The sequence below is a fragment of the Terribacillus sp. JSM ZJ617 genome (assembly GCF_044383785.1).
GTDB lineage: Bacteria > Bacillota > Bacilli > Bacillales > Amphibacillaceae > Terribacillus.
In genome coordinates this window covers 73858-97269 of the sequence record NZ_JBISEQ010000005.1, presented here as the reverse complement: position 1 = coordinate 97269, position 23412 = coordinate 73858, and the positions used below count along the sequence as shown (strand labels likewise).

Sequence of the window (23412 nt, the reverse complement as noted above, 5' to 3'; positions counted from 1 at the left end):
CATAGAAAAGAGGCATACATAGTAAATGCCTCCTTATGCCACAGTAAAGCTGTCTACCTCGATGAAACAATAGAACCTTCTTTAAAAAACCTATACCATCTATCAATCTTCTCGTCTTCCCGTACAGCCAGCATTTTCAAGATATCTTGCGCAAATTCCAAAGGTGCGGTTCCATTAGCTGTAATCAAGTTTCCATCTCGGACTGATTGTGCATCAATATAATCTTCTTCCCCAGTATAAATTGGAGCACCTTCCTTCAGATATTCCAAGGTATTGCTTGTATGCTTCCGGCCTTCCAAGAAACCATACCTTCCAAGAAAAACAGTTGCATCACAAATGGCTGCCACAGGAATATTGTTTGCCACACAGTGTGCAACCAGCTCTTTTACTGGGACAGTTTCGGGCTGTCTCCACGTGTTGCCGCCTGGCAAGATAAGCATGTGAAAGTCGATAGTCTTTGTTTCTGCTAAACTATAATCTGGGAGAACCTTGAATCCTCCTATAGATGAAACTGGCTTTCCATCCAGCGTGACAGTCTTCACCTGATACTCTGAATGCGGTGCTTGCAGTTCTGCTGCTACATAGCTCACTTCCCAATCCGCATATTGGTCAGTAAGAAAAATAAGAACTGTTTTTTTCATTCATGCACCTCTTTTCTACTATTTTTAAACGTCCCTGCTCATGAACATAATTCTCTCAATCTCCTTGAACCCGTTTCGCTTATAAAAAGTTTCTGCTGGCAATCCACGGTCTGTCAGCAAGGAGATTGTCTCTGCATCTGTAGTTCCAATAAGGTACTCCATAAGAGCCTTGCCGACGCCTTTACTCTGCTGGTCAGTTCGTACACACATCTCGTTTATAAAGAATTCATCACCAGACCACCATTTCCTTTTCACACCGAAGAGAAAGCCAATCACTTTCTCATTTTCTGTCGCAACAATCCCTGTAAAACCAGGTGTTTGATAAAAATCAATCAAGTAAGAAAATGCAGTTTCTGTAGTCCAGGCTTCATTCCATGGAGCTTCATTGAAAACTTTGGCATAAGTATCACTGCATGCTTTCAAATCATCATCTTTACATAAACGTATTCCCATATGATTCCCACCTCAAAGTTTCTTTGTCTTCACCATTGATACCGTCTCATAACCTAGCCGACTATATACATGCTGCGCATCCGCGTTGTTAGCAAATACATTCAGTGCAATTGTGCCAATACCTTCTTTTTTCGCCACTTCTTCTAAAAGAGTCAGCGCAGCACTGGCATAGCCCCTCTTCCGGAATGTTTCAAATATGTAGATGTGGAAAATAAAAATCCTGTCTCTTTCTGGCTGAATGTTGTACCAAATGATACCAACATTCTCTTTCTTATCTTCGCAAACTACGTGCCCAATAAAATGATCTTTCTTTCTGTTTTCTTCTGTTAATAAACTGTGCAGCTGTTTGTCGGCATCTTTAAGAGCTGTCTCTTTTGGAATACCGAGATTAGCAGATACATTTTCCGCATAGTTAGGAATTTCAAAATCAATATACTGCTGTACTTCTTCAGTGTTCATTTCCTCGAATGTGACTGACATTAAGTAGGCCTCCTGAATTCCATATTTTTCTTTTTATTGTACAGGAATGACATATAGAAAAGAACCCACCCAAAAAATAGGCAGGCTTACTTAATTCCTTATCCATCTTGAAATAGATGCTTCAAATACCCTTCCGGATTCTGCAAAAACCCTCTCGTAATCTGATAATGCTCCGTCTCTTCATAATCCACAGACCGGATTCCTTCCTCACTGAAGTGCAAAATCTCCGCTCCCGGATAACCAAGCAAGATTGGTGAATGGGTAGCAATGATAAATTGCACTTCCCCTGTCTTCTCTAAATCATGGATGATACGGAGAAACGTAAGCTGGCGTTGCGGTGATAGTGCTGCCTCCGGCTCATCGAGTAAGTAAATTGCCTTGCCTCCAAAGCGATTCTGAAACAAAGAAAGAAAAGCTTCCCCGTGGGATTGATGATGCAGCGATTTTCCGCCGTAGGCATGAATGGAGCCGATGTCATCTATATGCGAAGCAAAATGATAGAAAGATTCTGCCCGCAGGAAGAAGCCCTTGGTCACCTTAGGCAGCCAGGATAGCCGAATATGATCAGAAAGCGCAGCTTCAGATGCTTCCAGGTCATATGTATTGTTACGCCCGCCCCCAGCTGTGTTGAATCCGCACAAATCTGCGATTGCTTCCATTAATGTCGATTTCCCGCTGCCATTTTCACCGACGAAGAAGGTGACAGGTTTCTTGAAATCCAGTTCATTCAGTTGCTGGAGAGCTGGTATGGTAAATGGATAGGCATTGGAATTATAGCTATTTTCCTGCAGCAGTTTTACTCTTTTCAAAAACATGACTTACCTCCTTATTAGAAAATGCCGTTTATCACCTCTATTCCATGATACGAAAATGAATAGAAACTATCCAGAGGTCTTGAGCATTCTGATCAAAGAAGATAGAGAACGAATTGACTGTAGATGAAATAGAGAGGACCAAAAAAAATTAGGCTGCCGTATACCATAAGGATTCGATAGCCTGGCAGCCTAACAAGCTTGTTTTCTTTATAAAATCTCCAAGTTAATGTTTCTTATGAATAAACAGTAGGAGTTGGATACTCCCCAGTCAACATCCAACGCCCTATGTTTTTCCGTTTGTATTCAATAGGGTTATGAAGGGAATGGGTGCGAACATTTCTCCAAAACCGATCAAAGTTGTTTTTCCTGGTAGCTGAACGAGCACCCATTACCTGAAAAATTTCGCTTGTCACGTGTAAGGCAACCTTGGTTCCAAAAGCATTCGCTGCGCCTGTGAAAAGAGCCGTTTCTCCCCGTTCTTCCTCTGTAAGCGAACGATCCTTTGCCCAAGCCTCGTCTACCTTTTCCCCGGCTTTTTCCACTAATTGAACTGCAGCTTGAACATCAATCCAAAGATCCCCATAGCTCCGTTGAATAAAAGGATCATCAATAGCTTCTTCATAATTTGTAAGATACCATGGTCGTGATTTCTCAATTGTGTATTTCTTTGCTTCTTCTAATGCTCCTTCAGCAGAACCAACAAAAACATTCGCTAAAATAATCTGCGATAAAATGGCATCAAAAGTGGCAAAAGGGGTTCCTTTAGATTCCGTGAAATCAATAACTTCATCTGCTTCCACTACAACATTTTCAAAGGTAACGGATCCGCTATCCGTTTGTCTTTGCCCCATACCGTCCCAATCGGTATTGATCGTGACACCTTGTCTAGAACTTGGAATAATTCCAAGATAGAAGGTTGTTTTTTCCGCATTATCGTACCATGTAATAGCCAAGCGATCAGAATCCTTAGCACCAGTGCTAAACGTGTTATGTCCATTCAGAGTAAAAGAGTCTCCTTGCCTTCTCCCGATTAAACTAGGCTCAATCGGGTTAGACGAGTTTCCCCAAAACCAATTGTTTTTTGCTGATTGCGTATAAAAATACTCTTTTTGTTTTGCAGTACCCGCAATATGCGGCAAAACTGTTTGAAAAGCATGGTAGCCATACAAATGTCCAAGAGCCGCATCCGTTTTGGCTAATTCTCGAGCAATTTTAAGAACAATAGACCAAGGCTGTCCTTCTCCTCCGTACTCTTTAGGAATAATAAGATTCAATAGTCCACTTTCCCTTAAAGCGTCTCGCTGTTCCTTAGCTGTACCGCCAGCTTTATCACGTTCTGCTGCGTCCTTCGAAAACTCCTGAGCTAAAGTTGCTGCTATTTTCACATATTGTGTGGCATCATTAGCAATTATAGTCTCCATTCAAATCTCCCTTTCCATAGTGTACTTCGGGCATTAAAAAAACCTCTTCTTTAAATAAGAAGAGGTAAAAAAACCGTTCCGTTATACTCCGCTTATCTTTCAAGCATACGCTTGCTGGATTTGGCACAGTGCTTAAAAAGTCTGCTGCCGAGGTATCCTAGGGCCAGTCCCTCCACCTCTCTTGATAAGTTTATTTAATTGTTAGTTGAAATATAAATTATGTATAAAATAAAGTCAATACTTTTAGAAAATTTAAATAATATTGCATGTTATTTATTTTAATGAATCTAATGAGAAGATACTACATGCAGTACGCAGCAGGCTCTCAAAGAGACTATTGGTATCATTCTTCCTACCGATGCCTCTTTTCCGAATTGTTTCACCATCTATACAATTACAGTACCAAGGGTTTAAATAATCTTCAAATATTTATTGGTCTAATTTCTATATGTCCGAAGCACCAATTATAGTTACTTAGCTGGTTCTTGCTGTCCGGTAAAATGTAGACAAGCATTACAAGGGAACAACCCCATGGATAAGTCAATCGCTTACCAATAGGACAGCAGTACATAAAACCGGTTTGACAAAGACCAATTACGGAAATGGATTAGTAAGCAGCATTTACTCCAATAGTCACATGACAATCCCTTCCAATTGCGTTACTATAATATTTGTGCACAGAAAAAGACCGATCGGTGCTGCCAACACCAATCGGTCTGTCCAGTAATAGCATGATTCCCTAGGGGATCTGCGCGAAAAAGAGGAAACATTACCACCCTTCTCGAGCTGCCAACTCAAGGGTGGTTATTTTTTCTCGTTCTTTTCCGACAAGATCGCAACAATCAACGTTCCAAATCCGATCATCAACGTCAACGCCTCAGCCACCGTCATCCGCTACACCACCCTCCGTTAAAGGAAAGAGTAATGCGCAAACCACCCTTGAGTCACCTATGCTATTGTCCTACTATTATATCAGAGGTTCCAGAAAGCCCATATATAACAAAAGTCCATATTTTACCATAAACTGCGTTACTATAGTACCTGGCAAAGCATCTTTTTTCAAAGAAAAAAGGTGACAAGCACCCTTTATAACAAGAGTCTTGCCACCTTTTCTTATCTCAAATTGGAAAAGTTTCAGCTATGAATATACAGTCGGCGTCGGATACTCTCCATTTAACACCCCGTGTCCTATGTTTTTCCGTTTATTAGAAATATAAAATATACAAAACTTAAGCCAATAATTTCTGAATATTTTTACACTTATTATTTAATGCCAGGTCCATATGTCTGCCATTCCTTTAAAAAACGGAACCTTCGATTTTAAGACAAAATGGATACTAAATCGTATTTATCACATCGCCTGCTTTGGGTTCATCTTCCATAAGAGAATCAACTGTGATTGCCTTGGCATAACCAGACCTAATACCCATTGCTTGGAATAAATAGAAAACGGCCAGATAAACGATTACAGAGCACACTACACCTAATATCGAAGGCACCATCCAAGGCTGTGCTAGGAAGGAAACTGGATCCAAGCCTGCGAAAGGCAATCCTGTAGCCATGAGTGTTATTAGGATTCCGCCAAATGCAGCAATGATGGCTGGAGCATTATACCTCGGAAGCTTTGTCAGATACTCCACTTTATATTTTGTACGGTGAACGATCCAGAAATCTGCTATCATCGGACCTGCCAAAGCGGGTACGACTGCCCCTATACCGTTGATAAAGGTGGAAAATTGCTCAAAAAAGCCTAATGCTCCTAAAAGGGTCCCGAGGACACCGCAAATGACGACAGCTACTTTAAATGGCCGCTTAAAGATTGATGCAACTTGACTGGCAGGTAGATATAAATTCGTATTGGAAGAAGTCCACATTGCCAGTGTCATAGCGATCAAGGCGACAATACCAATGAGCGGAGAAATTCCGCTAAGATAAATCGTAAAATCATAGGAACCGCTCGTAACTGCACCAATCGCTCCCATGACAATCAGAAGCACTTGGGTTAAAAAGAAACAACTAAACAGCATGCCGAGTGCCACCCACTTATTCCTGGCGAATCTGGTGAAATCAGAGGTGAGCACTGCACCTGTAATCCAGGAGCCGATCACCAAGTTGATAGCCGCTGCAAAGGTTACTGTTCCTCCATCAGAACTGGCTGCCATCGTTACGGTCTGATCATTAAAAGCAGTCCATCCGCCAGCTCTGTTTATATTATAAAAAATCGCATAGATACTTACGACGATCAGCAAGGCCATAGCCGGGTTCGATATTTTCTCGATCAAATCGATTCCTATATAACAAGTGACAGTAAACAATAGACCAAAAAACAGCGCTACCCAGAAAAAGGCCGGATGATCTGTTCCCTTCAGCCAGAAACTCGCTGTCCCTCCGACTACCACTCCTTGAAATCCCATAATGACAATTATCAGGAAGATTGCAGGTATCCTTCTGCCCATTTTGCCATAGGCGAATTGAAATGCCATGTCATTGGTACCGCCTAATTTATAGCCAACCATGCCTGTTAAAGCAGCAATCAAGAACAATACCAAACAGCCAATGAGTGTGGCAGGTATTGTGCCAGTGAAAAACGGTAGCTCCGGTCCGATTGTTCCGCCTATCAGCAGGCCTGTGACTAAGAATCCCCACGTAAACCCGAGAATCAAGAGCGGCCAGGCCTTTCTCCGCTTATCAAACGTAAGTGGCTCATGCACAGAATCAAGTGAATTTGCTTCTTTTGCTGGGTCATACCTCCACCATTCTTTTAAGCGATTCATACATTCCATACCTCCATTTTCTTAATTTTCTGAAATATATAGTCATACATGCTTTCACACATTATCCTGCCTAATCTCTTTTTCTCATAGTTGGCATACTGTTAATACCTATTTAACAAATTGCTATGTAAGCATATGTTACACAAGCTTTGTAATAATTGCGGTGTCATGTTATATTCTTTTGAAAATGAAGCCGGCTGCCATGTTTCGAAAAATTGGAGAAGGGGTGTTATAGTGAGCTCTAAAGTGCTAATTCTAAGTCATCCTAAATTAACGCATGTTGTCCAGCAGGTCATGGATTCTATGGATCAGCTGCCTGATGTAACAATCAGAGATGTCAGCTTCGGTGGTGTCGTCCATTTCCTGAACACGCATCTTCAAACAATCAAGCCGAATATGATCATCACAGGCGGAGCCCATTGGACCATGCTGGATAGAAGTAATTATCGATCCGATCTGCCCATCCTGCCTATACCGATCACTCGCTATGATTTGCTCCAGGCAGCCCTCCAAGCAAGGCAGTTCGGGAAAAAGATTGCGGTCGTGCATTATGGCGAGGAATTACAATCTTGTCAGGATGCACTCCTGACACTTGACGGAGAGTACGAATACTTCTCATACCGATCCCAAGAAGAAGCAGCTTCCTTGCTTTTATCTCTAAAGCAGTCAGGTACCGATGCGATTATAGGAGGCGGACTTATCTGCTCCCTTGCAGATGAAAACGAAATTCCTTCTGTTTTTCTGCACTCGAAGGATTCCATCATGAAGATTCTGGAGCATGTGGCACGCTTAGAGACCTCACGTCAGGAAATTGAACAGGTCACCCAAAAATGGGCAAAGGAGTTCATGCGGCATCCGCTGCACTCGTATGAAGTTTCTTCCTATTCTGCAGGAAACACTGCTATGCCGCTGCCGCAACACCCCATCCCAACCAAGTCAAAATCAGACATAGATATTGCTCTGGATAAGTTTATGTTCCATCAATCACTCGTAACGGAAAAAAGCACCCGCTTCGTTTCCAATAGTTGTTTTCCGTTTGCATTTGCAGGGATTTTTACCAGTGAAGAAGGCACGGAACATCTGACAACTACTATCAAAAAATTAGAAGCCAGCCGAGACGAACCTCTTTTCTATGCGATTGAAGATAAGGAGTGCCACGTTCTGTTTCTGTCAAAGCTGCCTTCATCCAATACGCTCTTGAACATTCCTTGCCCTGATAAACTAGCAGGAGGCATCAGTTCATCCAGCCCGACAGCAGATATGTTATCCTCTGAAACACTGCTCTCTGAAAAAGTTTGGGAGGCGCAAGTCGCGATGGAATTAGTAAACAGCCGTGCTGTTTCCGATTCCCTCTGTATTCTAGGCGAAGGCAGCCCGTTTCATATGCTGCTCCCTCTCCTGCGCACCGATTCATTGCCACAGATAAAGCTGATCAAGCCGCTTTTTGAGCTGAAGAATACGGCAAGATTGCTGCAAATACTCCGCCTCCTGCTTGACCATGGTTTATCCATCACTACGGTTGCCCACCATGTAGGCACCTCCAGACAAACCGTATATGGATATATGGACAGAATAGAAAGCGTGATTGGTCTGCTTTCAGACCCTGAAAAACGCTTCGCACTATCCCTGGAGCTGCGTATTTGGGCATTACAATCTGCTGTTGAGCAGCTAAGACAAAAGGACAGTCTTGCTTATGAAAAATCTGAACGAGTGAGTATTTGATCTCCTTTCTGTGGCCTGTTATATGAAGCCACAGCTTTTTCTCACATTTATAGTAAAGCGCTTTCACAAAACCTCAAAAACACACCTCTTAACTACTAAGAGATGTGCTTCTTGTTCAATCAACAGTTATTAGTATAAATTGCCTCTCTTATTATCCCAATCTCTCCTACGCTTAAAATCCATGTTGTATTAGCTTTTTCCCATAAATATCAAAGCGTAAGTCTGCCACATTATCAATGAATCTCCGATCATGCGAGACAAAGATAATCGTTCCCTTATAAGCCGTTATAAATTGTTCCAATGCCTCACGCGCGTGTATATCGAGAAAGTTGGTCGGTTCATCCAATAACAAAATGTTATACTCTCCCAAGAACAACTGACATAGATGTAATCTTATCGATTCACCACCGCTTAAAGCAGATACCTTCTTTGCCAAATCAGTGCCTTTAAACTGCATGTAATCCAGAACACTCCGCAAAAACCCCTCATCATGAACAGATCTTTTTCTGATAAACTGCAGCACAGATTCATCTGTTGTAAATTGATAACTCATTTGCTGGAAATAGCCGATTGTTGCTTTTGGAGAAAGTACCAGCCCTTCTCCACCATCAGCAATATGCTGCAATAAAGAACTCTTGCCAGAACCATTTCTTCCGGTAATGACAATCTTTTTACCGAGAGGCATTTGGAAGCTGACATCCTCCAATAACACTTGGCTTTTCACTTTAAGCGTAAGCCGGTCTGCCATAACCGGAAATTTATTATGCATCTCCAAATGCTTGGAACGTGGAAAAGTAATCGAGTGCTCCGCTTGCACAGGTTCGACTTCCTGCAGCTTCTCCATTCGGTTTTCTATCGCTTTGGCCGCACGCTGCATCGCTTTTTGGCTCGTGCCTTTTGATTTCGTTTCAATGATCCGATTTGCTTTTGACTTTGATTCCTTTTTAGACATGTTACCAGACTGCGCGATTTTTTCTGCCTTTTTCATTTTGTCATGGGCTGCTTTTTCAAGTCTGCTCTTTTCCTTCTTATATTGTTCATGCGCCTGCATCTGCTGTTCGCGTTCCAACTCTTTTTGAGCCGCATAATTACTGTAATTTCCTTGGTACACGCTCACTTTGCCATCAGACACTTCCCATATCGTCGTGACAAGTTCATCAAGTACAGCACGATCATGAGTGATGAGTACCAAAGCTCCATAATAATAGCGCAGTTCATCCAGTAAAAATGATATACCATCTTGGTCTAAATGTGTTGTCGGCTCATCAATTAATAGCGCCTCATAATAATGGGTAAACAATTGTGCGAGCTTTAATCTTGTCTGCTCTCCCCCGCTTAGTTGCTGCCTACCTTTCGGCACTGCCAGCTTTCCCATCAATGAAGGGTCAGCTTCTGCTGCTGCCGGAGCTTCCAGCTGCTCAAAATAGCCGCTATCCGCGTGCCGATGTATCGTTCCGCCCGTCGGCTGCTTGAAGTCTGCAAGCAGCTTTAATAGAGTACTCTTACCAGCACCATTCTTTCCTACAATGCCGATACGATCAAATTGATGGACCGCTAAACGTTCAATACGCAGCACATCTTTATCTAAATACGTGACCTCGATATTTTCTAATTCAAAACAGATTTTTTCCATCGTTGCTACCTCCCGAAATGTTTTATTCCGTATCGATAGCTAGGATCGATACGAGCCTTTAAATCAGACCCGTATCAAAAGAATAATAAAAATTGCATTGCCAGCACTCCCCAATCATTTAAAATGCAAAAAAACCACAGACGACTCGCCTGCAGTTTCAGAGTAAACGAAAAGATATCAGCTACCAGCTGGATTTCTCATTGGGATAAGTGGACACGAAAAAAGACATGTAATCGTCTTACTTCTCACGTCAACTATTCTATAAAGAAGATTATTAAAAAAGGACAGACTGATCCCGTTTACTCTGTTGTACAAACAGAGCCTTTGAACGTATTCAATTACTGGTTCAAAGCTGGGAAACGAAGTCTCATTGCGTGTGTCATTTTTTAATAATCCTCCTTAGATAATGGATTCATTTTTATTATATATACCTGATACGAGATAGTCAAAAACATGTAACCATTACCCTTTTGCCGTTATCCCTGCAAAGCTTTATAATATAATAAGCAGGAACTCATATTTGAGGTGGTCATTATGAACTTTAATCCAGTAACAAATAAAAGACTATACATACAAATTTACGAACAAATCGTCGAGCAAATGAAGTCTGGTGCTTTCAAGGTCGGAGATAAGCTGCCATCAGAACGAGAACTATGTGAACAATTTGGTGTAAGCAGAGCCCCGGTGCGCCAAGCGATGAGTGCATTGGAAATGAACGGATTCACCTATTCCAGACAGGGCGAAGGTGTGTTTATTAAGTCCTTGCCCGCAGATGAGATTTATTCCCCTGCTTTCTTATCAAATGTCTCTCCAGAGGATATCGTGGAAGCTCGGATGAACATCGAGCCGCTTATCGTACGATTTGCGGCCATGCGAGCCACAGAGGAAGATTTAAAAGAACTGAATGAAACAATCAAGCAGATGGAGAAGGAAACAAATGAAGGCGTGTATGTTCCAGAAACGGATGAAAAATTACATAATGGCATAGCAAAAGCTTCCCATAACGACCTATACATCCAGTTCATGGCAACCATCAGCAGCGCCATGAAGCAGCAGCAAATGTGGACTTTCATCCGTGATCGTACAGTAACAAGACCTGATTTTCGCGGCGTAAATTTCCATGAGCACAAGAATTTAATCGAAGCGATTGAGGATCATGACGCGAAAAAAGCAGAAGCCTTGATGAAGCTTCACATGGATAACCTGTATGAACGGTATTGGAAAGTATAAGAGGAGTCAGCAGATGCTGACTCCTCTTTTCATCATTGGGCTGTATTGCTATCGTCTGAGCATTCCGGGCAGACACCGTATAAAGTGCGACCGCCTTCCGGACTGACTGTCACATCAATCACATCATCGCAATCTTGACAAATAATCGTTTGCTTCGAATTTAATCTCTCTTCCATTTTCTTCGCCTCCGATTGATTTTTTGTCATGCATCTATCAGCTTGATTTACCGAGTTTCTTTTCAGCAATCCGAGAGACTGCTTTTCCGGACTGCTTCACTAGGAATATTATGATAAGCGAGCTTAGAATCATGCTTATACCAAGGAAAAACATACTCATTGTGAAAGAACCTGTTGTATCTCTGATATAACCGACGGCATACGGTCCGAAGAATCCGCCAAGATTCCCGATACTGTTGATCAAAGCAATCGCACCTGCAGCGGCTGATTCAGTAAGGAAGGAAGGTGGTATTGCCCAAAACGGAGAGTACGCTCCGAAAGCCCCGCACAATGCAATTGTGAGTAACACAAAGGAAAGAATGATATTCGATTCCGCCACATAACTGCTCGCAATCATAGCGATTGCACTTGTTGTTAAACAAGCAGCCACATGCCAGCGTCTTTCGTTCTTTTTATCTGAGTGATTCCCGACAAGTATCATTGCCACCATGGCGATAGCATACATGAGCCCGAGCAGCCAGCCCAGCCCCTGCGTACTGATAGACAAGGATTCAGACATAGACTCTGTTACGGTCGGCAGGAACATATTGATGCCGTAGTAGCCGAACATCCAGCAGAAGTAGCCCGCGGATAGAATCAGGACATCTCGATCCTTTAGTGCCTGCGCAAACGTATAATGCTTTACCTGCTGCTTCGCCTCCTTTTCTTTTTGTGTTACTTCCAGCAGCCAGTTCCTTTCTTCTTCCTTCAGCCATTTCACATCTTCCAAACGATCATCCAAATAGAAGAAGCAGATGATTCCTAGAATCATAGCTGGAACCGCTTCCAAAATAAACAACCACTGCCATCCTGCAAGGTTTAACCAATTAATCTGCATCAAGAACGTAGATAATGGTGCCCCAACTGCATTAGCTCCAGGTATGGCCAGCATGAAGGCAGCAATGGCCTTCGCATGGTGCTTCGATTGGAAGAACCCACTCAAGTAATACACCATACATGGATAGAAGCTTGCTTCAGCTACTCCTAAGAGGAATCTCGCAGTATAAAACTGCCAAGGTTCTGTTACAAATGCCATGAGGATCGCGATAATCGCCCATGAAATCATGATTCGACTGATCCAGCGCCGCGCTCCAATTCGGGTCATTATCGCGCTTCCCGGCACTTCCAGCAGGAAGTAACCTAAGAAGAATATACCCGCTCCGAGACCATATACAGCATTTGAAAAACCAAGATCTTCATTCATCTGTAAAGCTGCAAAACTGATATTCACACGATCCAGGATCGAGATGAAGAAACAAAGAAACAGAAACGGTATCAGACGTAATGTCACTTTCCGGGTAGTCGATTTCTCCAGCATGTGCTGCTCCAAGATTATTCCTCCAATCATTTCTGATGCAGGACGGGGCTAGGTGGCCCGCCCCAGTTCTTTAGTCCATATGTGAGCCACCATTGATATCGATTTCTTCCCCAGTGATATAGGAGGATTCTTCTGATGCAAGAAATGCAACAGCAGAAGCGATTTCCTTCGTCTCCCCTGGTCTGCCAAGCGGAATGCCAGAGATGACTTGCAAAGCATCTTCCTGCGGCAGTGATTTCCAAATATCCGTGTTCACTAATCCCGGAGCAACACAGTTTACGGTAATGCCATCCAGTCCTACTTCTCGTGCCAGGTTCTTGGAGAATCCAAGTACAGCCGCTTTGGATGCGGAGTAATGCGCACCACCGAACACACCGCCGCCGCGCTTCGCAGAAACAGAAGACAAACTGACGATGCGGCCGAATTTCTGCTTACGCATTGGTTCCAATACCGCTTGCGTGCAAAGAAACAGCCCGAACATATTGACGTTGAAAACCTTTGTGATGTCTGTGAGCGTCATTTCTTCTACTGTCACTTTTTGCGAGATACCGGCATTGTTAACGAGAATATCAATTCGGCTGAATGCATCCAGCGTTTTTTCTACCATAGCGTCAACAGAAGCTTTATCTGTTACATTGACTTCCACTCCAAGAGCTGTCCCGCCGGCTTCTGTTATGACAGCTACAGTCTCTTCGATACCTTCCTTATTCATATCGGCAATGACTACTTTCGCACCTTGCTCTGCCAATGTCAGTGCGATAGTTCGGCCGATTCCTTTTGCAGATCCACTACCTGTAACAATTGCGACTCGCTCATCCAATTTGAACATGTTCTCCAGACTCCTATGCTATTAGTTTGTTAGTAATTGATTTGCTTTTGCGATAATGTTTTCTACGGTAATGCCGTTAATTTCGAGTAGCTTTTCATAAGGTGCAGATTCACCGAATCTGTCCTGTACACCGATACGAGCTAACTGACCTTTCCCTGCTTCAGCTATAACTTCTGCTACTGCGCTGCCAAGACCATTAAGAATGTTGTGATCTTCAACAGTAATGATTCTGCCGATATCCAAACAATCTTTGACTGCTTCTACATCAAGCGGTTTGATCGTATGCATATCCAGCAGCTTAACGGAAACACCATTTTGCTCGAGCTGTTCAGCAGCTTCGATTGCTAGACGTACGGTATCGCCGTTTGCAATGATGGCAATATCCTCTCCGTCACGGAGCTGCTTTGCTTTGCCGATTTCAAATGTCTCATTCTCGTCATAAATCATTGGTACCGCATCACGCGTGAACCGCAGGTAAACCGGACCGTACATGGCAGCTGCTTCGGCAATCAATTTGCGAGTAGAATGATAATCCGCTCCCATAATGACTGTCATATTCGGGAATGATCGCATCACGCCCATGTCCTCAATTGCCTGGTGACTTCCGCCGTCATTTCCTGGTGTCAGCCCGCCGTGGGAGCAAGCAATCTTCACATTCAAGTTCGGATAACAGACTTCCTGACGAATTTGCTCTGCCATACGAAGGGAACCGAACACCGCATACGTACTGATGAAAGGAATCTTTCCTGTTGTCGCAAGCCCAGCCGCGATACCTGCTCCATTCTGTTCTGCGATCCCGACATTGATGTGCTGCATCGGGAATTTTTCGATGAATTTATCCGTTTTGCAGGATTTCCCGATATCAATATCCACGACGTAAATATCTTTATTTGACTCACCCAAACGGACAATCTCGTCTCCAAATGCAGCTCTTGTCGCTTTTTTCTCGACGGCTTTTTTTGTCACACTCATACCGGCAAGCCTCCTTCTAGTTCCTTGATTGCCAACTCGAATTCTTCTTTGTTAGGTGCTGTACCGTGCCATGCAGCTTGGTCCTCCATATAAGAAACACCTTTTCCTTTCACGGTATCGCAGACAATGCACTTCGGCTTCCCGTTCTTCTGCTTGGCAAAGGTATCCAATGTCTCGACTATCTGTTCCATGCTATGGCCGTCAATACGAGTTGTATCAAAACCGAATGCATCAAATTTCTTTTCCAAATCGAGCAGCGGCATTACGTCCTCACAGAAGCCATCTATTTGCAGTCGATTGTTATCCACGAATACGATTAAGTTATCCAGCTTATATTTAACTGCCGCTTGAATAGCTTCCCAAATTTGTCCTTCCTGGCATTCCCCATCGCCTACCATCGCAAATACGCGGTAGTCTTTTTCATCACGCTGTCCTGCAATCGCCATGCCGACTGCACAAGATAGACCTTGGCCTAATGATCCTGTTGATATATCAATACCTGGACATTTCTTCATATCCGGATGCCCTTGGAAAGGTGATCCATACTGGCGTAAAGTGTATACGCTTTCATTTGAAACAAAGCCTCGTAAAGCTAAAGCCGCATATTGTATTGGGGCTACATGCCCTTTTGATAAAACGAATCGATCCCGATCTTCCCATTTCGGATTGGTCGGATCTACATTCAATTCTCTGAAATATAAAGCAGATATAACATCCGCAGCCGACAAGGAACCTCCCGGGTGCCCAGACTGTGCTTCATACACCATCGTGACTGCTGTTTTGCGTAATTCAATCGCATGCTGTTTCAACTGTTCAACGCTTGTTTGCTGCATATGCCACACTCCTGTTCCTAAGTGATCCTCTTGTAAACTCATATACTTGTATACTTGTATTACAAGTGGTGTTGCACATATAATACCTCCATTTTTCCGTCGTGTCCAGTGAAAATGTTAAATTGTTGCATTTGCCTATCTTCGGTATGTTTATGGTAAACAAAAAAGACACCTCTAAAGGTGTCTCTCTTGTATCACATAAAACGATATAATTTATGCAAGTTCTTTTTTCATCACTAATTCATCCCACATAATTTCACCTGTCATCACAAATCCTGCACTTTCATAAAGCTTCTCGGCCGCAGCATTCCCCGGCACAATACTCGTATAAAAGGAAATTGCTCCATACCTGATTTTAATCAGCTCTAGCAGCATCATAAGAGCAGCTTTTCCATAACCCTTCCCCTGGTGCTGCTTATCTAGCATAAAACGGCATAATTCTATCCGTTTCGTTTCCTCATCTGTCCCGAACATCAAGAAACCGACTAGCGTATCCCCCGCATAAATAGCATGCGGATACCATTGCTTTTGATAAGCAGCTTGTGCAAGGGATTCAGCATTCTCAGCTACATACTTTTTTTGATCATCACTTACCGACAGCTTTATACAGCCATGCCAGTTATCCGCGTCTACCGCACGTAAAGTCATTTGCACGATTGCTCAATTCCTTCCCTATAGGTAAATTTCTTTTGACGTTATCCATTTCATAAATTGCTGGTATGGATAATATGTAGTTCCATTCAATTCAATTTTTGGAGCGTTGGGATGCTTAGACAACAAGTCCGCACCCTCCGCCTTATTAAGGTTCAAATATGTATGCAGATCCTTCTCCTTAATTAGGGTAGGATATTCGTCTTCAAATTGAAACGAAGCTTCTGGATTTTTAAAAATCTTAAGTCCATTACCTATGAAGTATCCGAATGCCGCTATTCCTAACCCGATCCAGAAAAAATCTATTTCCATGTTCGTTTATCTCCTTTATCCGTCAGCAAGAATGCTAATTCTCATTCGAACTTAAAAATCCTATAAAGCCTACAATAATAAGAGCTGCAGCCGAAGAGATTAACAATGCAATGCTAATACCTGTTATCCCCAATCCTTCCCAACCTCCGATAGGGAAACTAATAATCAACAAGACAATACTTAACACAGTAAACAAAGTAGGTATTAAAAACATTATAGGTTTCTTCTTTTTGAAAATCAGTGAAATACCTATGATAAGTGCAGCGAAGATAACTGTCGTTAACAAAAAGCTCATTTATGTATGCCCCTTCTAAGAATAGTATTCGTGATCAATATTAAAACCCAATGTCATACTCCTTATTACGAATTAGCTTACATAAAGTTCCTGATTTAAAGCAGATTGCTTTGCATACTGTAAGAATTTACATGCAAAGGAGGAAAGTATCTTTGTGATCGAATATAAAGAAACAGCTTCTCAACTTAAGAAGAAGCGGTATAACCATCTTTCTCACTCGTCACTTCGGCTGGCAATTCCTCAAGTGCTGGCTCAAAAAGGTTCCTGCCCATCACCACAGATATCAAGGCGATGACTGCTCCGGAAGAAATCATGATAACGGCGGGAGAAACATAATCAAACAAGACACCATAAACAATTATTCCAAACGGAGCCATTGCAGTAGCACCCGCCTGCATAATTGAAAAGACGCGGCCTTTGTAGGCATCCTCTATCTCCGTTTGCATCAGTACACCAATGGGATTATTGATAAAGATCAGGCTAGCCCCAACCATGAAAGTTGATACAGCTAAGATGATAAACTGCAGGACTGCTGGCAAAGGCAGCAGTCCAGGAAGCACAAAGAAAGCCAGCAAGACACCTAAGCTTATTAATCCGAGTGGGATAAGTCTGGCAGTAGAGCTTTTGAAACGGCTGAAGCTTAATGCCATTACAAGCATCCCAGCAGCCAGCATTGCCTCTACAAAACCAAGTGCCTGGGAAGACATCTCTAACTCCTGAACGATGATATAAGGCATTCCAACTTGAAGTGCAGCGGCAAAAAAGTTGATCCAGACTGCTATTGTCAGGATTTTCATAATTAATCTTTTTCCTGCCGCATACTTGAATCCTGATACAAAAGAGGTCCAAAAAGACTCAATTTTAGCGCTATTACCAGCCATACCGTCCTGCTTTTTGAACAACGTGAAATTAAGCGATGCATCCATAAAAAGCGCGACTATACTCGCAACGATCAATATTATCAAAAATACTTGGATGGAAAAGAAGCTGTAAAGCATACCGCCTATAACTGGGCCGCCAATAGCTGAAAGTGAGCTCGCAGATTGATTGTAGGAAACAGCCTTTTGAATGGATGCAGCTTCTACTAAGTTCCCGATAGAAGCATTTATTGTAATGCTGATGAACATGGAGGAAATGCTTAATAAAGACGATGATAGATAAAAGTAACCAGCAGCCACGGAACCCTCTTGTAATAAAAGAAATAACAAGCAGACAGTTGCAATTGCAAGGAGCTGAGAAGATACCACCAGTTTCTTTCGGCTGATTCGATCTGCCAGATAACCTGCAAACGGCGATAGTATAATTGTAGGTAGGATTCCAAAAAACAAATTAAGTGAGAAATTCAAAGATGAACCCGTCAGCTGGAGCAAATATAAACTAATACCAAATGAATACACACTGCTGCCGAAAGTTGCGATTATCTTACTGATTATAAAAGTCCATAAGTTCCTATTTGAATATTTTGATAATTCATCTTGTGTCAATATTTTTAACTCCTTTAACCAAAGTATAGTAATAAACTAAATTTTAACAGATTAAAGGAAATGTTTGTATGAAAAGTAAAAAAATCTTATATCAAACCAGTTTATCCAAGTAAATCACTAATGCCAGTTCAATTTTCTATGATCATCTGTCCTTCACACGCAGAATGAACAAAAATACTATTAAAAACGCAATAAAGTAATTCATCGGATTTCTTAGGATACTCATTTCCAGCAGCAGCTGCAATATAATCCAACATATAAAAATTATGATGATGGAAGGTAAGATGAACTTATTCATTAACTGACCACCTGCTATTTAAATTATTTAATGCCTTTGGCAGCCATCCTATCACCTATACTTTTATATGTCACGCTAGCTGATGGCCATTAAAAAACACATCTCTTTAAAAGAGATGTGTCTCCTATTTTTACAATGTAATCGGCGTTGTCTTCAATGCCTTCATGTATGCCCCCACCTGCTCCTTCGGCAAAACATCCGCATACCGTGCATTCACATCAAACAGATTCGCATCATGTGATTCCTTCGCCTGATCACCGACGCATTCCTCTGGCACGATTGTCTTGAATCCATAAGAGAATGAATCAATGATGGAAGCACGCACACAGCCGCTTGTTGTACAGCCTGTGACAATGACAGTGTCTATTTGTTTCGTCGTCAAGAGCGACAGAACCTCTGTGCCGAAAAAGGCGGATGGATATTTCTTCAATACTACTGGTTCGCCTGCAATCGGCTCCACCTCTGTGCTCACTTCCATGGCATGAGAACCAATCGTGATCCAGCCGATATCTGTCTTCCAATTGCCTGTATCCCAATCATCATCCCGGTAGCCTACAACCGTATATATAACAGGAATATCCTTTTCCCTTGCTAATGCCAGCAGCTCTGCGGTTTCAGCTGCAGCCTGCTTGATAAATGGATTCTTTCCTGTCGGGTATTGATCACTCGTGAACGCCTGCTGGAAATCTACCAATAGCAGCGCTGGTTTTTCTCCAAATCCTACCTGCTTCTGCCCATAACCTGCTTGCTGATAGACTGCTTGTTTATCTGTCATATGCATCCCTCCTGTTTTATGTAAGCAATAGAATACCACCGAAGATCGGCAGCAAAATAATAACTGTCCGCAGCACCTGCACTGGAGCAAGGCGCGTGAATTTCGCACCGATGAACGAGCCTATCATCGTACCTGCCACTACTTGCACTAAGAGTGTTATATCAACGAAACCAGCTTGCGCGAAACCGAAAGCACCGAGAAATGATATCGGAATCAGCACAAACATGCTCGTCGCTGCGGCCTGCTGGATGCTTAGTCCGAAAAAGATCATCAAACCCAATTGAATCAAGGGCGTCGACCCGATGCCGAAGCATCCGGACAGAAAGCCAGTGCTGCCGCCAACTCCCATTGCCAGCAGCAAATATTGCTTTCTGCTAAACACTTTCTCTACGTTTACTCTCCCGCTAAGCCTCGTACGGAAAAACAGCAGGATAGAAGAAACGAATAAAAGCAAGGCAGAGACAATAATAAGTGGTGTTTCCGGCAGCTGAGCCGCTACTTGTGTCCCAAAATAGGCACCCACTGCACCAAACGCTCCGACCATGGCGCCAGTTTTCAGCTTCATATTGCCTTCTTTAAAATGACTGATCGACCCGGAAATGACCGTGAAGATCATCGCAGTTGTAGACGTGCCGAGTGCGGTATGAATCGGGATCTGGAAGACACTGATCAATAATGCCAGCACAAACCCAGATCCTCCCCCACCGGCAAAGCCCAACAGCAGCCCTAATACAAACATCGTCGCCAGCATCATCATACGTTCCGACCTTTTCTGTTTAAATTAGCGAAGAGATTATACAACCTGTTCGATCGTCACACCTTCCAAAAGGCCCTCGACCGCCTGATCCAGTCTTAACTTGCAGTCCTCTCCCAGCTCAAAACTGTTGTCCTCCGTACGGACTACTTGCTTATCCTGAATGAATACACCCTGTTCGATTGCATTAGCACCCAGCACAGACAGCACCGGCTTCAAAGAGAATTCCAGCATCAGTAAGTGCGCTGTCGTACCGCCCATCGCAAGCGGCAGCACCTTTTTGCCAGCCAAACCTCTTTCCGGAACTAAATCCAGGAAGCATTTCAATACACCGGTATAGGAAGCTTTATACACCTGTGTCGCTACTACGACGACATCCGCATCTTTGACCTGCTGAGTCGCATGGATAATTGCATCACTTGTGAAATTGGCATACAGCAAGTCCTCTGCTGGTAAATCTGCCACAACAACATGTGATACGTCACAGCCCTTCAGTTCCAAATCAGCAATCACATATTCCACAGGACCATTCAATCGGGACGTTTTCTTCGGACTGCCTGTAATCACAACTGCTTTCGTCAAATTAATCGCCCTCCATTTGTGTGTTAGTTCAATACTTCCGTCTGATAGCGTTCATAGACTTCCGGTTTCCGATTAGCCATCCAATCAACGCGTTTTCGTGATTTCGCGAGCGTGGTCTTGCTGATTTCGGCAGCTACATGCTGCCACTCTTCGTCATCTGTAACCGTCACGACATCCCCGAAAGGACTGAGGATACAGGACTGGCCAAAATGGTGACGCAGCACTTCCTCGCCTTGCAGCGCTTCTGTACCAGCTTTATTCACACCCATAACGAATAAGTTATTTTCCATTGCCCTTACCCGGAGTTCTGCTACATACAAATCTTTTCGATAACCATATGTCGCAGTCGGTACGACGACCGCGTCCACATCCTGCATGCGTAATGAACGCCATGCTTCCGGGAATGACCGATCAAAGCAGATGAGGATGCCAATCTTCCAGCCATTGTCCAAAGTGATTGTCGGGAACGCATCCCCACCGCCGCCATATTGTTCGAAATAGAATTTCTCATCTGTCTTCATCGTCGCATCATCAACCTTTGGCACATGCACCTTGCGATAGCTTCCAATCAGTCCTCTTGTCGGAGAACAGACAAACGCCGTATTATAATAGTTCGTACTATCCCCTTCCTCCGCTTTCTCGAACACAGTACCAATCAGATGTGTATCTGTTTCCTTAGCCAACTCCACCATAGCGCTCACTGTAGGACCATTCATCGGTTCGGCAAAATTGAAGAACGTCTCATCCGGTGTCGTGACCGCCGCAAAATACGGCGCTGTCATCAGCTCTGCACAGACAAGCAAGTCTGGCTTATCTAACGCAATTACACGCTTGCACTCTGTCACGATTTTCTGCAAATTCGTTTCCACATCGCCCGCATAAGCACCATTCTGCAGCCCAGCAATCACCATACTTTCCTTCACTAAATCTCCCCCTTAACCGATGATTTCTTTTACGACTGTATTCCGAAGTCCTTTAGCATCCAACAATGGCACGATGTCACTTTCGAAGAAATTCATATCTGTCACAAAGTCAGGGAATGTGAACAGCAAGCCGTCGATCATCGTTTCCTTCTCAATTCTTTCAATCTGTTCGGCAATTGTTTTCGGGGATCCAACAAGCGTTGGTACAATAAAGATTTCACCGAGCAGTTCCATCGTCGAGCCTGTTTTATCGTTATCACGTGCATCCTGAAGCCCATCGAAGCCACCTTTATCTGTACCTTCGATAAAGTTCAAGTAGATGTCCTCCGCCTCTTCATCCGTTTCTGCAGAAATGATTGTATACACGGCGTAAGTCTTGATCGACTTGTTCATGCTCGCTGCTATTTCTTTCCCTTTAGCACTAAGCTCTGCAATCCTTTCAAAGTTACCTGCGACGAAATTGATATCACCGTGCTTGATCGTGAATTCCAAACCTTTATCAGACATACCTGCACAAACAATCGGCGGATTCGGCTTAGTTTTAGGTGTCGGCTGACACATGCAATCCTCCAGCTCGAAATATTTGCCCTTATGTGTCAGTCTCCCTTTATCCCACAGCTGCTTCACAACTGTCAGCCATTCATCGGCATAGTCATAACGATCGCCATAGAACTCATCACCCGGCCATAATCCCATTTGGGAATACTCATACTTATTCCAGCCCGCCACGACATTCAAGCCGAAGCGTCCGTCACTGATATCATCAATTGTCGCCGCCATCCGAGCTGCCATTGCCGGATTATATGTGAGCGGCTGCACCGACGCGTAAATCCCGATCTTGTCTGTGACAGCTGCCAGCCCTGCCATCAAATTGAAAGACTCCATCGCATAATCCCAATGCTCCGTCTTTCCGCCATACCCGCGATATTTCACCATCGACAACACAAAATCCAACCCCATATTCTCCGCCCGCAGCGCAATATCCTTATTCAATTCAAACGTTGGCATATACTGCGGTGAGTTATTCGACATGATCCACCCATTATTCGCTATTGGCAAGAAAATTCCGAAGTCCATTTGTATCGCTCCTTTTGTGTTGTGTATTTAACCTAATCAAATTGTATAATTATTCAGAAAATAAAAGGAGCTTACAAAGTGTTAAGCTGAAGTGACAAAGTGTAACCATTAGATACAACTTCTCGAATTAAGCTATAATGAATTCTCATTAAAGTATCGAAAAGGTGGGTATTCCATTGGTTAATCTCGCACAAGAACTCTCACACATCTATTGGATAGGCGGCTCTCCATGTGCCGGTAAAACAACCATTGCCCGAAAGCTTGCCGCTGAGTATGGCTTTGCTTACTATAAATGCGATGATTGCTATGATGACCATATGTGCCGCAGTACACCTGATCAGCATCCAAATATGTATAAAATAAAAGACCTGACATGGAATCAGGTCTGGTCTACACAGTTTTGTTTTTTATCTATTAAGGAGCAAATTGAAGATGTAGTTCGTGTGTATGAGGAGCAGTTTAGTTTGATACTGGAGGACTTGTTAGCCCGCCCTAAAACAACACCTATTATTGCGGAAGGAGCAGCACTGCTGCCTCATAAGGTAGCTCCACTTCTTACTGACTTGAACCATGCAATTTGGATGGTTCCGACACCAGAATTTCAGGTAGAGCATTATAAGAATAGAGAGTGGATTCATGGGATACTTGATCAGTATGAAAATCCTGATTTAGCTTTTTCTAATTGGATGAAGAGGGATAATGGATTTGCTCTGAACGTTGTAAGGGATGCAGAAGATATGGGTCTTCAGACATTAAACGTAGATGGTAGTTTCTCTATTCATGATAATCTTATGATAATAAAACAACAATTCGGATTATCATAAAAGGCTTTTCTTTAGATCTCTACTTAAGGAGTTAACCTATACATATAAAAAGCGCCAAACTAGACTGTTTGACGCTTTAAAAACTGATTACATTCTAGAAC

General features: G+C 43.0%; 27 protein-coding genes and 1 riboswitch. Of the genes, 3 read left to right on the top strand and 24 right to left on the bottom strand.

The window, feature by feature from the left end; all coding sequences use genetic code 11:
- Positions 1-53: 53 nt before the first annotated feature.
- The 7 genes from ACH6C1_RS15945 to ACH6C1_RS15915 all read right to left on the bottom strand — a co-directional run bounded on the left by ACH6C1_RS15945 (position 54) and on the right by ACH6C1_RS15915 (position 6584).
- Positions 54-641, bottom strand: coding sequence for a type 1 glutamine amidotransferase family protein (locus tag ACH6C1_RS15945; RefSeq protein WP_374078812.1), 588 nt, complete (start codon positions 639-641; stop codon positions 54-56).
- A 24-nt stretch (positions 642-665) separates the two neighbouring features.
- On the bottom strand, positions 666-1094 hold the full coding sequence (locus ACH6C1_RS15940) for a GNAT family N-acetyltransferase (RefSeq protein WP_374078810.1): 429 nt from the start codon (positions 1092-1094) through the stop codon (positions 666-668).
- 12 nt (positions 1095-1106) lie between these two features.
- Positions 1107-1574: a GNAT family N-acetyltransferase gene (locus ACH6C1_RS15935; RefSeq protein ID WP_374078808.1), complete on the bottom strand. Its 468-nt coding sequence runs from the start codon at positions 1572-1574 to the stop codon at positions 1107-1109.
- 98 nt (positions 1575-1672) lie between these two features.
- Entirely contained in the window at positions 1673-2389 is a 717-nt protein-coding gene (locus ACH6C1_RS15930) for an AAA family ATPase (RefSeq protein WP_374078806.1), read from the bottom strand.
- A 233-nt stretch (positions 2390-2622) separates the two neighbouring features.
- Complete coding sequence (locus ACH6C1_RS15925) at positions 2623-3810, bottom strand: acyl-CoA dehydrogenase family protein (RefSeq protein ID WP_374078804.1); 1188 nt, start codon at positions 3808-3810, stop codon at positions 2623-2625.
- Between the two features lie 89 nt (positions 3811-3899).
- Positions 3900-4001, bottom strand: a riboswitch (SAM riboswitch).
- 613 nt (positions 4002-4614) lie between these two features.
- Positions 4615-4701: a putative holin-like toxin gene (locus tag ACH6C1_RS15920; protein WP_255212168.1), complete on the bottom strand. Its 87-nt coding sequence runs from the start codon at positions 4699-4701 to the stop codon at positions 4615-4617.
- 446 nt (positions 4702-5147) lie between these two features.
- Positions 5148-6584: a cytosine permease gene (locus tag ACH6C1_RS15915; RefSeq protein WP_374078802.1), complete on the bottom strand. Its 1437-nt coding sequence runs from the start codon at positions 6582-6584 to the stop codon at positions 5148-5150.
- Between the two features lie 234 nt (positions 6585-6818).
- Between ACH6C1_RS15915 and ACH6C1_RS15910 the strand changes: the two genes are divergently transcribed.
- Positions 6819-8306 carry a PrpR N-terminal domain-containing protein gene (locus ACH6C1_RS15910; protein WP_374078800.1) on the top strand — a complete coding sequence of 496 codons (1488 nt, stop codon included), beginning with the start codon at positions 6819-6821 and terminating at the stop codon, positions 8304-8306.
- A 172-nt stretch (positions 8307-8478) separates the two neighbouring features.
- Here ACH6C1_RS15910 and ACH6C1_RS15905 read toward each other — a convergent pair whose 3' ends face one another.
- Positions 8479-9939 carry an Msr family ABC-F type ribosomal protection protein gene (locus ACH6C1_RS15905; protein WP_374078797.1) on the bottom strand — a complete coding sequence of 487 codons (1461 nt, stop codon included), beginning with the start codon at positions 9937-9939 and terminating at the stop codon, positions 8479-8481.
- 338 nt (positions 9940-10277) lie between these two features.
- Entirely contained in the window at positions 10278-10322 is a 45-nt protein-coding gene (locus tag ACH6C1_RS15900; protein ID WP_108721263.1) for an erythromycin resistance leader peptide, read from the bottom strand.
- A gap of 142 nt (positions 10323-10464) precedes the next feature.
- Between ACH6C1_RS15900 and ACH6C1_RS15895 the strand changes: the two genes are divergently transcribed.
- Complete coding sequence (locus tag ACH6C1_RS15895) at positions 10465-11169, top strand: FadR/GntR family transcriptional regulator (protein ID WP_374078795.1); 705 nt, start codon at positions 10465-10467, stop codon at positions 11167-11169.
- A 32-nt stretch (positions 11170-11201) separates the two neighbouring features.
- On the opposite strand, the gene ACH6C1_RS15890 is transcribed toward ACH6C1_RS15895, so the two are convergent.
- From ACH6C1_RS15890 to ACH6C1_RS15820, 15 genes are all read right to left on the bottom strand, one after another.
- Positions 11202-11414 carry a hypothetical protein gene (locus ACH6C1_RS15890; protein ID WP_374078792.1) on the bottom strand — a complete coding sequence of 71 codons (213 nt, stop codon included), beginning with the start codon at positions 11412-11414 and terminating at the stop codon, positions 11202-11204.
- The gene (locus tag ACH6C1_RS15885) at positions 11383-12714 is read right to left on the bottom strand and encodes an MFS transporter (RefSeq protein ID WP_095270622.1); all 1332 of its coding nucleotides are present in this window, start codon (positions 12712-12714) and stop codon (positions 11383-11385) included. The genes ACH6C1_RS15890 and ACH6C1_RS15885 overlap by 32 nt, the downstream gene beginning before the upstream one ends.
- Before the next feature lie 58 nt (positions 12715-12772).
- Entirely contained in the window at positions 12773-13531 is a 759-nt protein-coding gene (locus tag ACH6C1_RS15880) for an SDR family NAD(P)-dependent oxidoreductase (protein ID WP_374078789.1), read from the bottom strand.
- A gap of 21 nt (positions 13532-13552) precedes the next feature.
- Positions 13553-14503, bottom strand: a complete 951-nt coding sequence (locus ACH6C1_RS15875; RefSeq protein ID WP_374078787.1) for a transketolase family protein — start codon at positions 14501-14503, stop codon at positions 13553-13555.
- Positions 14500-15336 carry a transketolase gene (locus tag ACH6C1_RS15870; RefSeq protein WP_170937623.1) on the bottom strand — a complete coding sequence of 279 codons (837 nt, stop codon included), beginning with the start codon at positions 15334-15336 and terminating at the stop codon, positions 14500-14502. Before ACH6C1_RS15870 ends, ACH6C1_RS15875 begins: the two co-directional genes overlap by 4 nt.
- Positions 15337-15549: 213 nt before the next feature.
- Positions 15550-15984 carry a GNAT family N-acetyltransferase gene (locus tag ACH6C1_RS15865; RefSeq protein ID WP_374078985.1) on the bottom strand — a complete coding sequence of 145 codons (435 nt, stop codon included), beginning with the start codon at positions 15982-15984 and terminating at the stop codon, positions 15550-15552.
- 24 nt (positions 15985-16008) lie between these two features.
- Complete coding sequence (locus ACH6C1_RS15860) at positions 16009-16299, bottom strand: DNA-binding protein (RefSeq protein ID WP_095218964.1); 291 nt, start codon at positions 16297-16299, stop codon at positions 16009-16011.
- 34 nt (positions 16300-16333) lie between these two features.
- Complete coding sequence (locus ACH6C1_RS15855; RefSeq protein ID WP_095218965.1) at positions 16334-16594, bottom strand: YesK family protein; 261 nt, start codon at positions 16592-16594, stop codon at positions 16334-16336.
- 185 nt (positions 16595-16779) lie between these two features.
- The gene (locus ACH6C1_RS15850) at positions 16780-18078 is read right to left on the bottom strand and encodes an MFS transporter (protein WP_374078783.1); all 1299 of its coding nucleotides are present in this window, start codon (positions 18076-18078) and stop codon (positions 16780-16782) included.
- Positions 18079-18220: 142 nt separating this feature from the next.
- Positions 18221-18376: a hypothetical protein gene (locus ACH6C1_RS15845; protein ID WP_374078780.1), complete on the bottom strand. Its 156-nt coding sequence runs from the start codon at positions 18374-18376 to the stop codon at positions 18221-18223.
- Positions 18377-18506: 130 nt separating this feature from the next.
- Positions 18507-19151 carry an isochorismatase family protein gene (locus ACH6C1_RS15840; RefSeq protein WP_374078778.1) on the bottom strand — a complete coding sequence of 215 codons (645 nt, stop codon included), beginning with the start codon at positions 19149-19151 and terminating at the stop codon, positions 18507-18509.
- Between the two features lie 16 nt (positions 19152-19167).
- Complete coding sequence (locus ACH6C1_RS15835; protein ID WP_374078776.1) at positions 19168-19908, bottom strand: sulfite exporter TauE/SafE family protein; 741 nt, start codon at positions 19906-19908, stop codon at positions 19168-19170.
- A 36-nt stretch (positions 19909-19944) separates the two neighbouring features.
- Positions 19945-20487, bottom strand: a complete 543-nt coding sequence (gene ssuE / locus ACH6C1_RS15830; protein ID WP_095218969.1) for an NADPH-dependent FMN reductase — start codon at positions 20485-20487, stop codon at positions 19945-19947.
- A gap of 23 nt (positions 20488-20510) precedes the next feature.
- Entirely contained in the window at positions 20511-21410 is a 900-nt protein-coding gene (locus ACH6C1_RS15825) for a carbon-nitrogen hydrolase family protein (RefSeq protein ID WP_374078774.1), read from the bottom strand.
- 12 nt (positions 21411-21422) lie between these two features.
- Positions 21423-22487: an LLM class flavin-dependent oxidoreductase gene (locus ACH6C1_RS15820; RefSeq protein ID WP_374078771.1), complete on the bottom strand. Its 1065-nt coding sequence runs from the start codon at positions 22485-22487 to the stop codon at positions 21423-21425.
- A 176-nt stretch (positions 22488-22663) separates the two neighbouring features.
- On the opposite strand from ACH6C1_RS15820, the gene ACH6C1_RS15815 reads away from it, so the two are divergent.
- Complete coding sequence (locus ACH6C1_RS15815; RefSeq protein WP_374078768.1) at positions 22664-23311, top strand: nucleoside/nucleotide kinase family protein; 648 nt, start codon at positions 22664-22666, stop codon at positions 23309-23311.
- The last annotated feature ends 101 nt before the right edge of the window (positions 23312-23412 follow it).

Excerpts from the sequence above, each read along its gene's own strand:
- ACH6C1_RS15945 (WP_374078812.1), bottom strand. The coding sequence starts at position 641 with ATGAAAAAAACAGTTCTTATTTTTCTTACTGACCAATATGCGGATTGG.
- ACH6C1_RS15940 (WP_374078810.1), bottom strand. The coding sequence starts at position 1,094 with ATGGGAATACGTTTATGTAAAGATGATGATTTGAAAGCATGCAGTGAT.
- ACH6C1_RS15935 (WP_374078808.1), bottom strand. The coding sequence starts at position 1,574 with ATGTCAGTCACATTCGAGGAAATGAACACTGAAGAAGTACAGCAGTAT.
- ACH6C1_RS15930 (WP_374078806.1), bottom strand. The coding sequence starts at position 2,389 with ATGTTTTTGAAAAGAGTAAAACTGCTGCAGGAAAATAGCTATAATTCC.
- ACH6C1_RS15925 (WP_374078804.1), bottom strand. The coding sequence starts at position 3,810 with ATGGAGACTATAATTGCTAATGATGCCACACAATATGTGAAAATAGCA.
- ACH6C1_RS15920 (WP_255212168.1), bottom strand. The coding sequence starts at position 4,701 with ATGACGGTGGCTGAGGCGTTGACGTTGATGATCGGATTTGGAACGTTG.
- ACH6C1_RS15915 (WP_374078802.1), bottom strand. The coding sequence starts at position 6,584 with ATGAATCGCTTAAAAGAATGGTGGAGGTATGACCCAGCAAAAGAAGCA.
- ACH6C1_RS15905 (WP_374078797.1), bottom strand. The coding sequence starts at position 9,939 with ATGGAAAAAATCTGTTTTGAATTAGAAAATATCGAGGTCACGTATTTA.
- ACH6C1_RS15880 (WP_374078789.1), bottom strand. The coding sequence starts at position 13,531 with ATGTTCAAATTGGATGAGCGAGTCGCAATTGTTACAGGTAGTGGATCT.
- ACH6C1_RS15875 (WP_374078787.1), bottom strand. The coding sequence starts at position 14,503 with ATGAGTGTGACAAAAAAAGCCGTCGAGAAAAAAGCGACAAGAGCTGCA.
- ACH6C1_RS15870 (WP_170937623.1), bottom strand. The coding sequence starts at position 15,336 with ATGCAGCAAACAAGCGTTGAACAGTTGAAACAGCATGCGATTGAATTA.
- ACH6C1_RS15865 (WP_374078985.1), bottom strand. The coding sequence starts at position 15,984 with ATGACTTTACGTGCGGTAGACGCGGATAACTGGCATGGCTGTATAAAG.
- ACH6C1_RS15860 (WP_095218964.1), bottom strand. The coding sequence starts at position 16,299 with ATGGAAATAGATTTTTTCTGGATCGGGTTAGGAATAGCGGCATTCGGA.
- ACH6C1_RS15855 (WP_095218965.1), bottom strand. The coding sequence starts at position 16,594 with ATGAGCTTTTTGTTAACGACAGTTATCTTCGCTGCACTTATCATAGGT.
- ACH6C1_RS15845 (WP_374078780.1), bottom strand. The coding sequence starts at position 18,376 with ATGAATAAGTTCATCTTACCTTCCATCATCATAATTTTTATATGTTGG.
- ACH6C1_RS15840 (WP_374078778.1), bottom strand. The coding sequence starts at position 19,151 with ATGACAGATAAACAAGCAGTCTATCAGCAAGCAGGTTATGGGCAGAAG.
- ACH6C1_RS15835 (WP_374078776.1), bottom strand. The coding sequence starts at position 19,908 with ATGATGATGCTGGCGACGATGTTTGTATTAGGGCTGCTGTTGGGCTTT.
- ACH6C1_RS15820 (WP_374078771.1), bottom strand. The coding sequence starts at position 22,487 with ATGGACTTCGGAATTTTCTTGCCAATAGCGAATAATGGGTGGATCATG.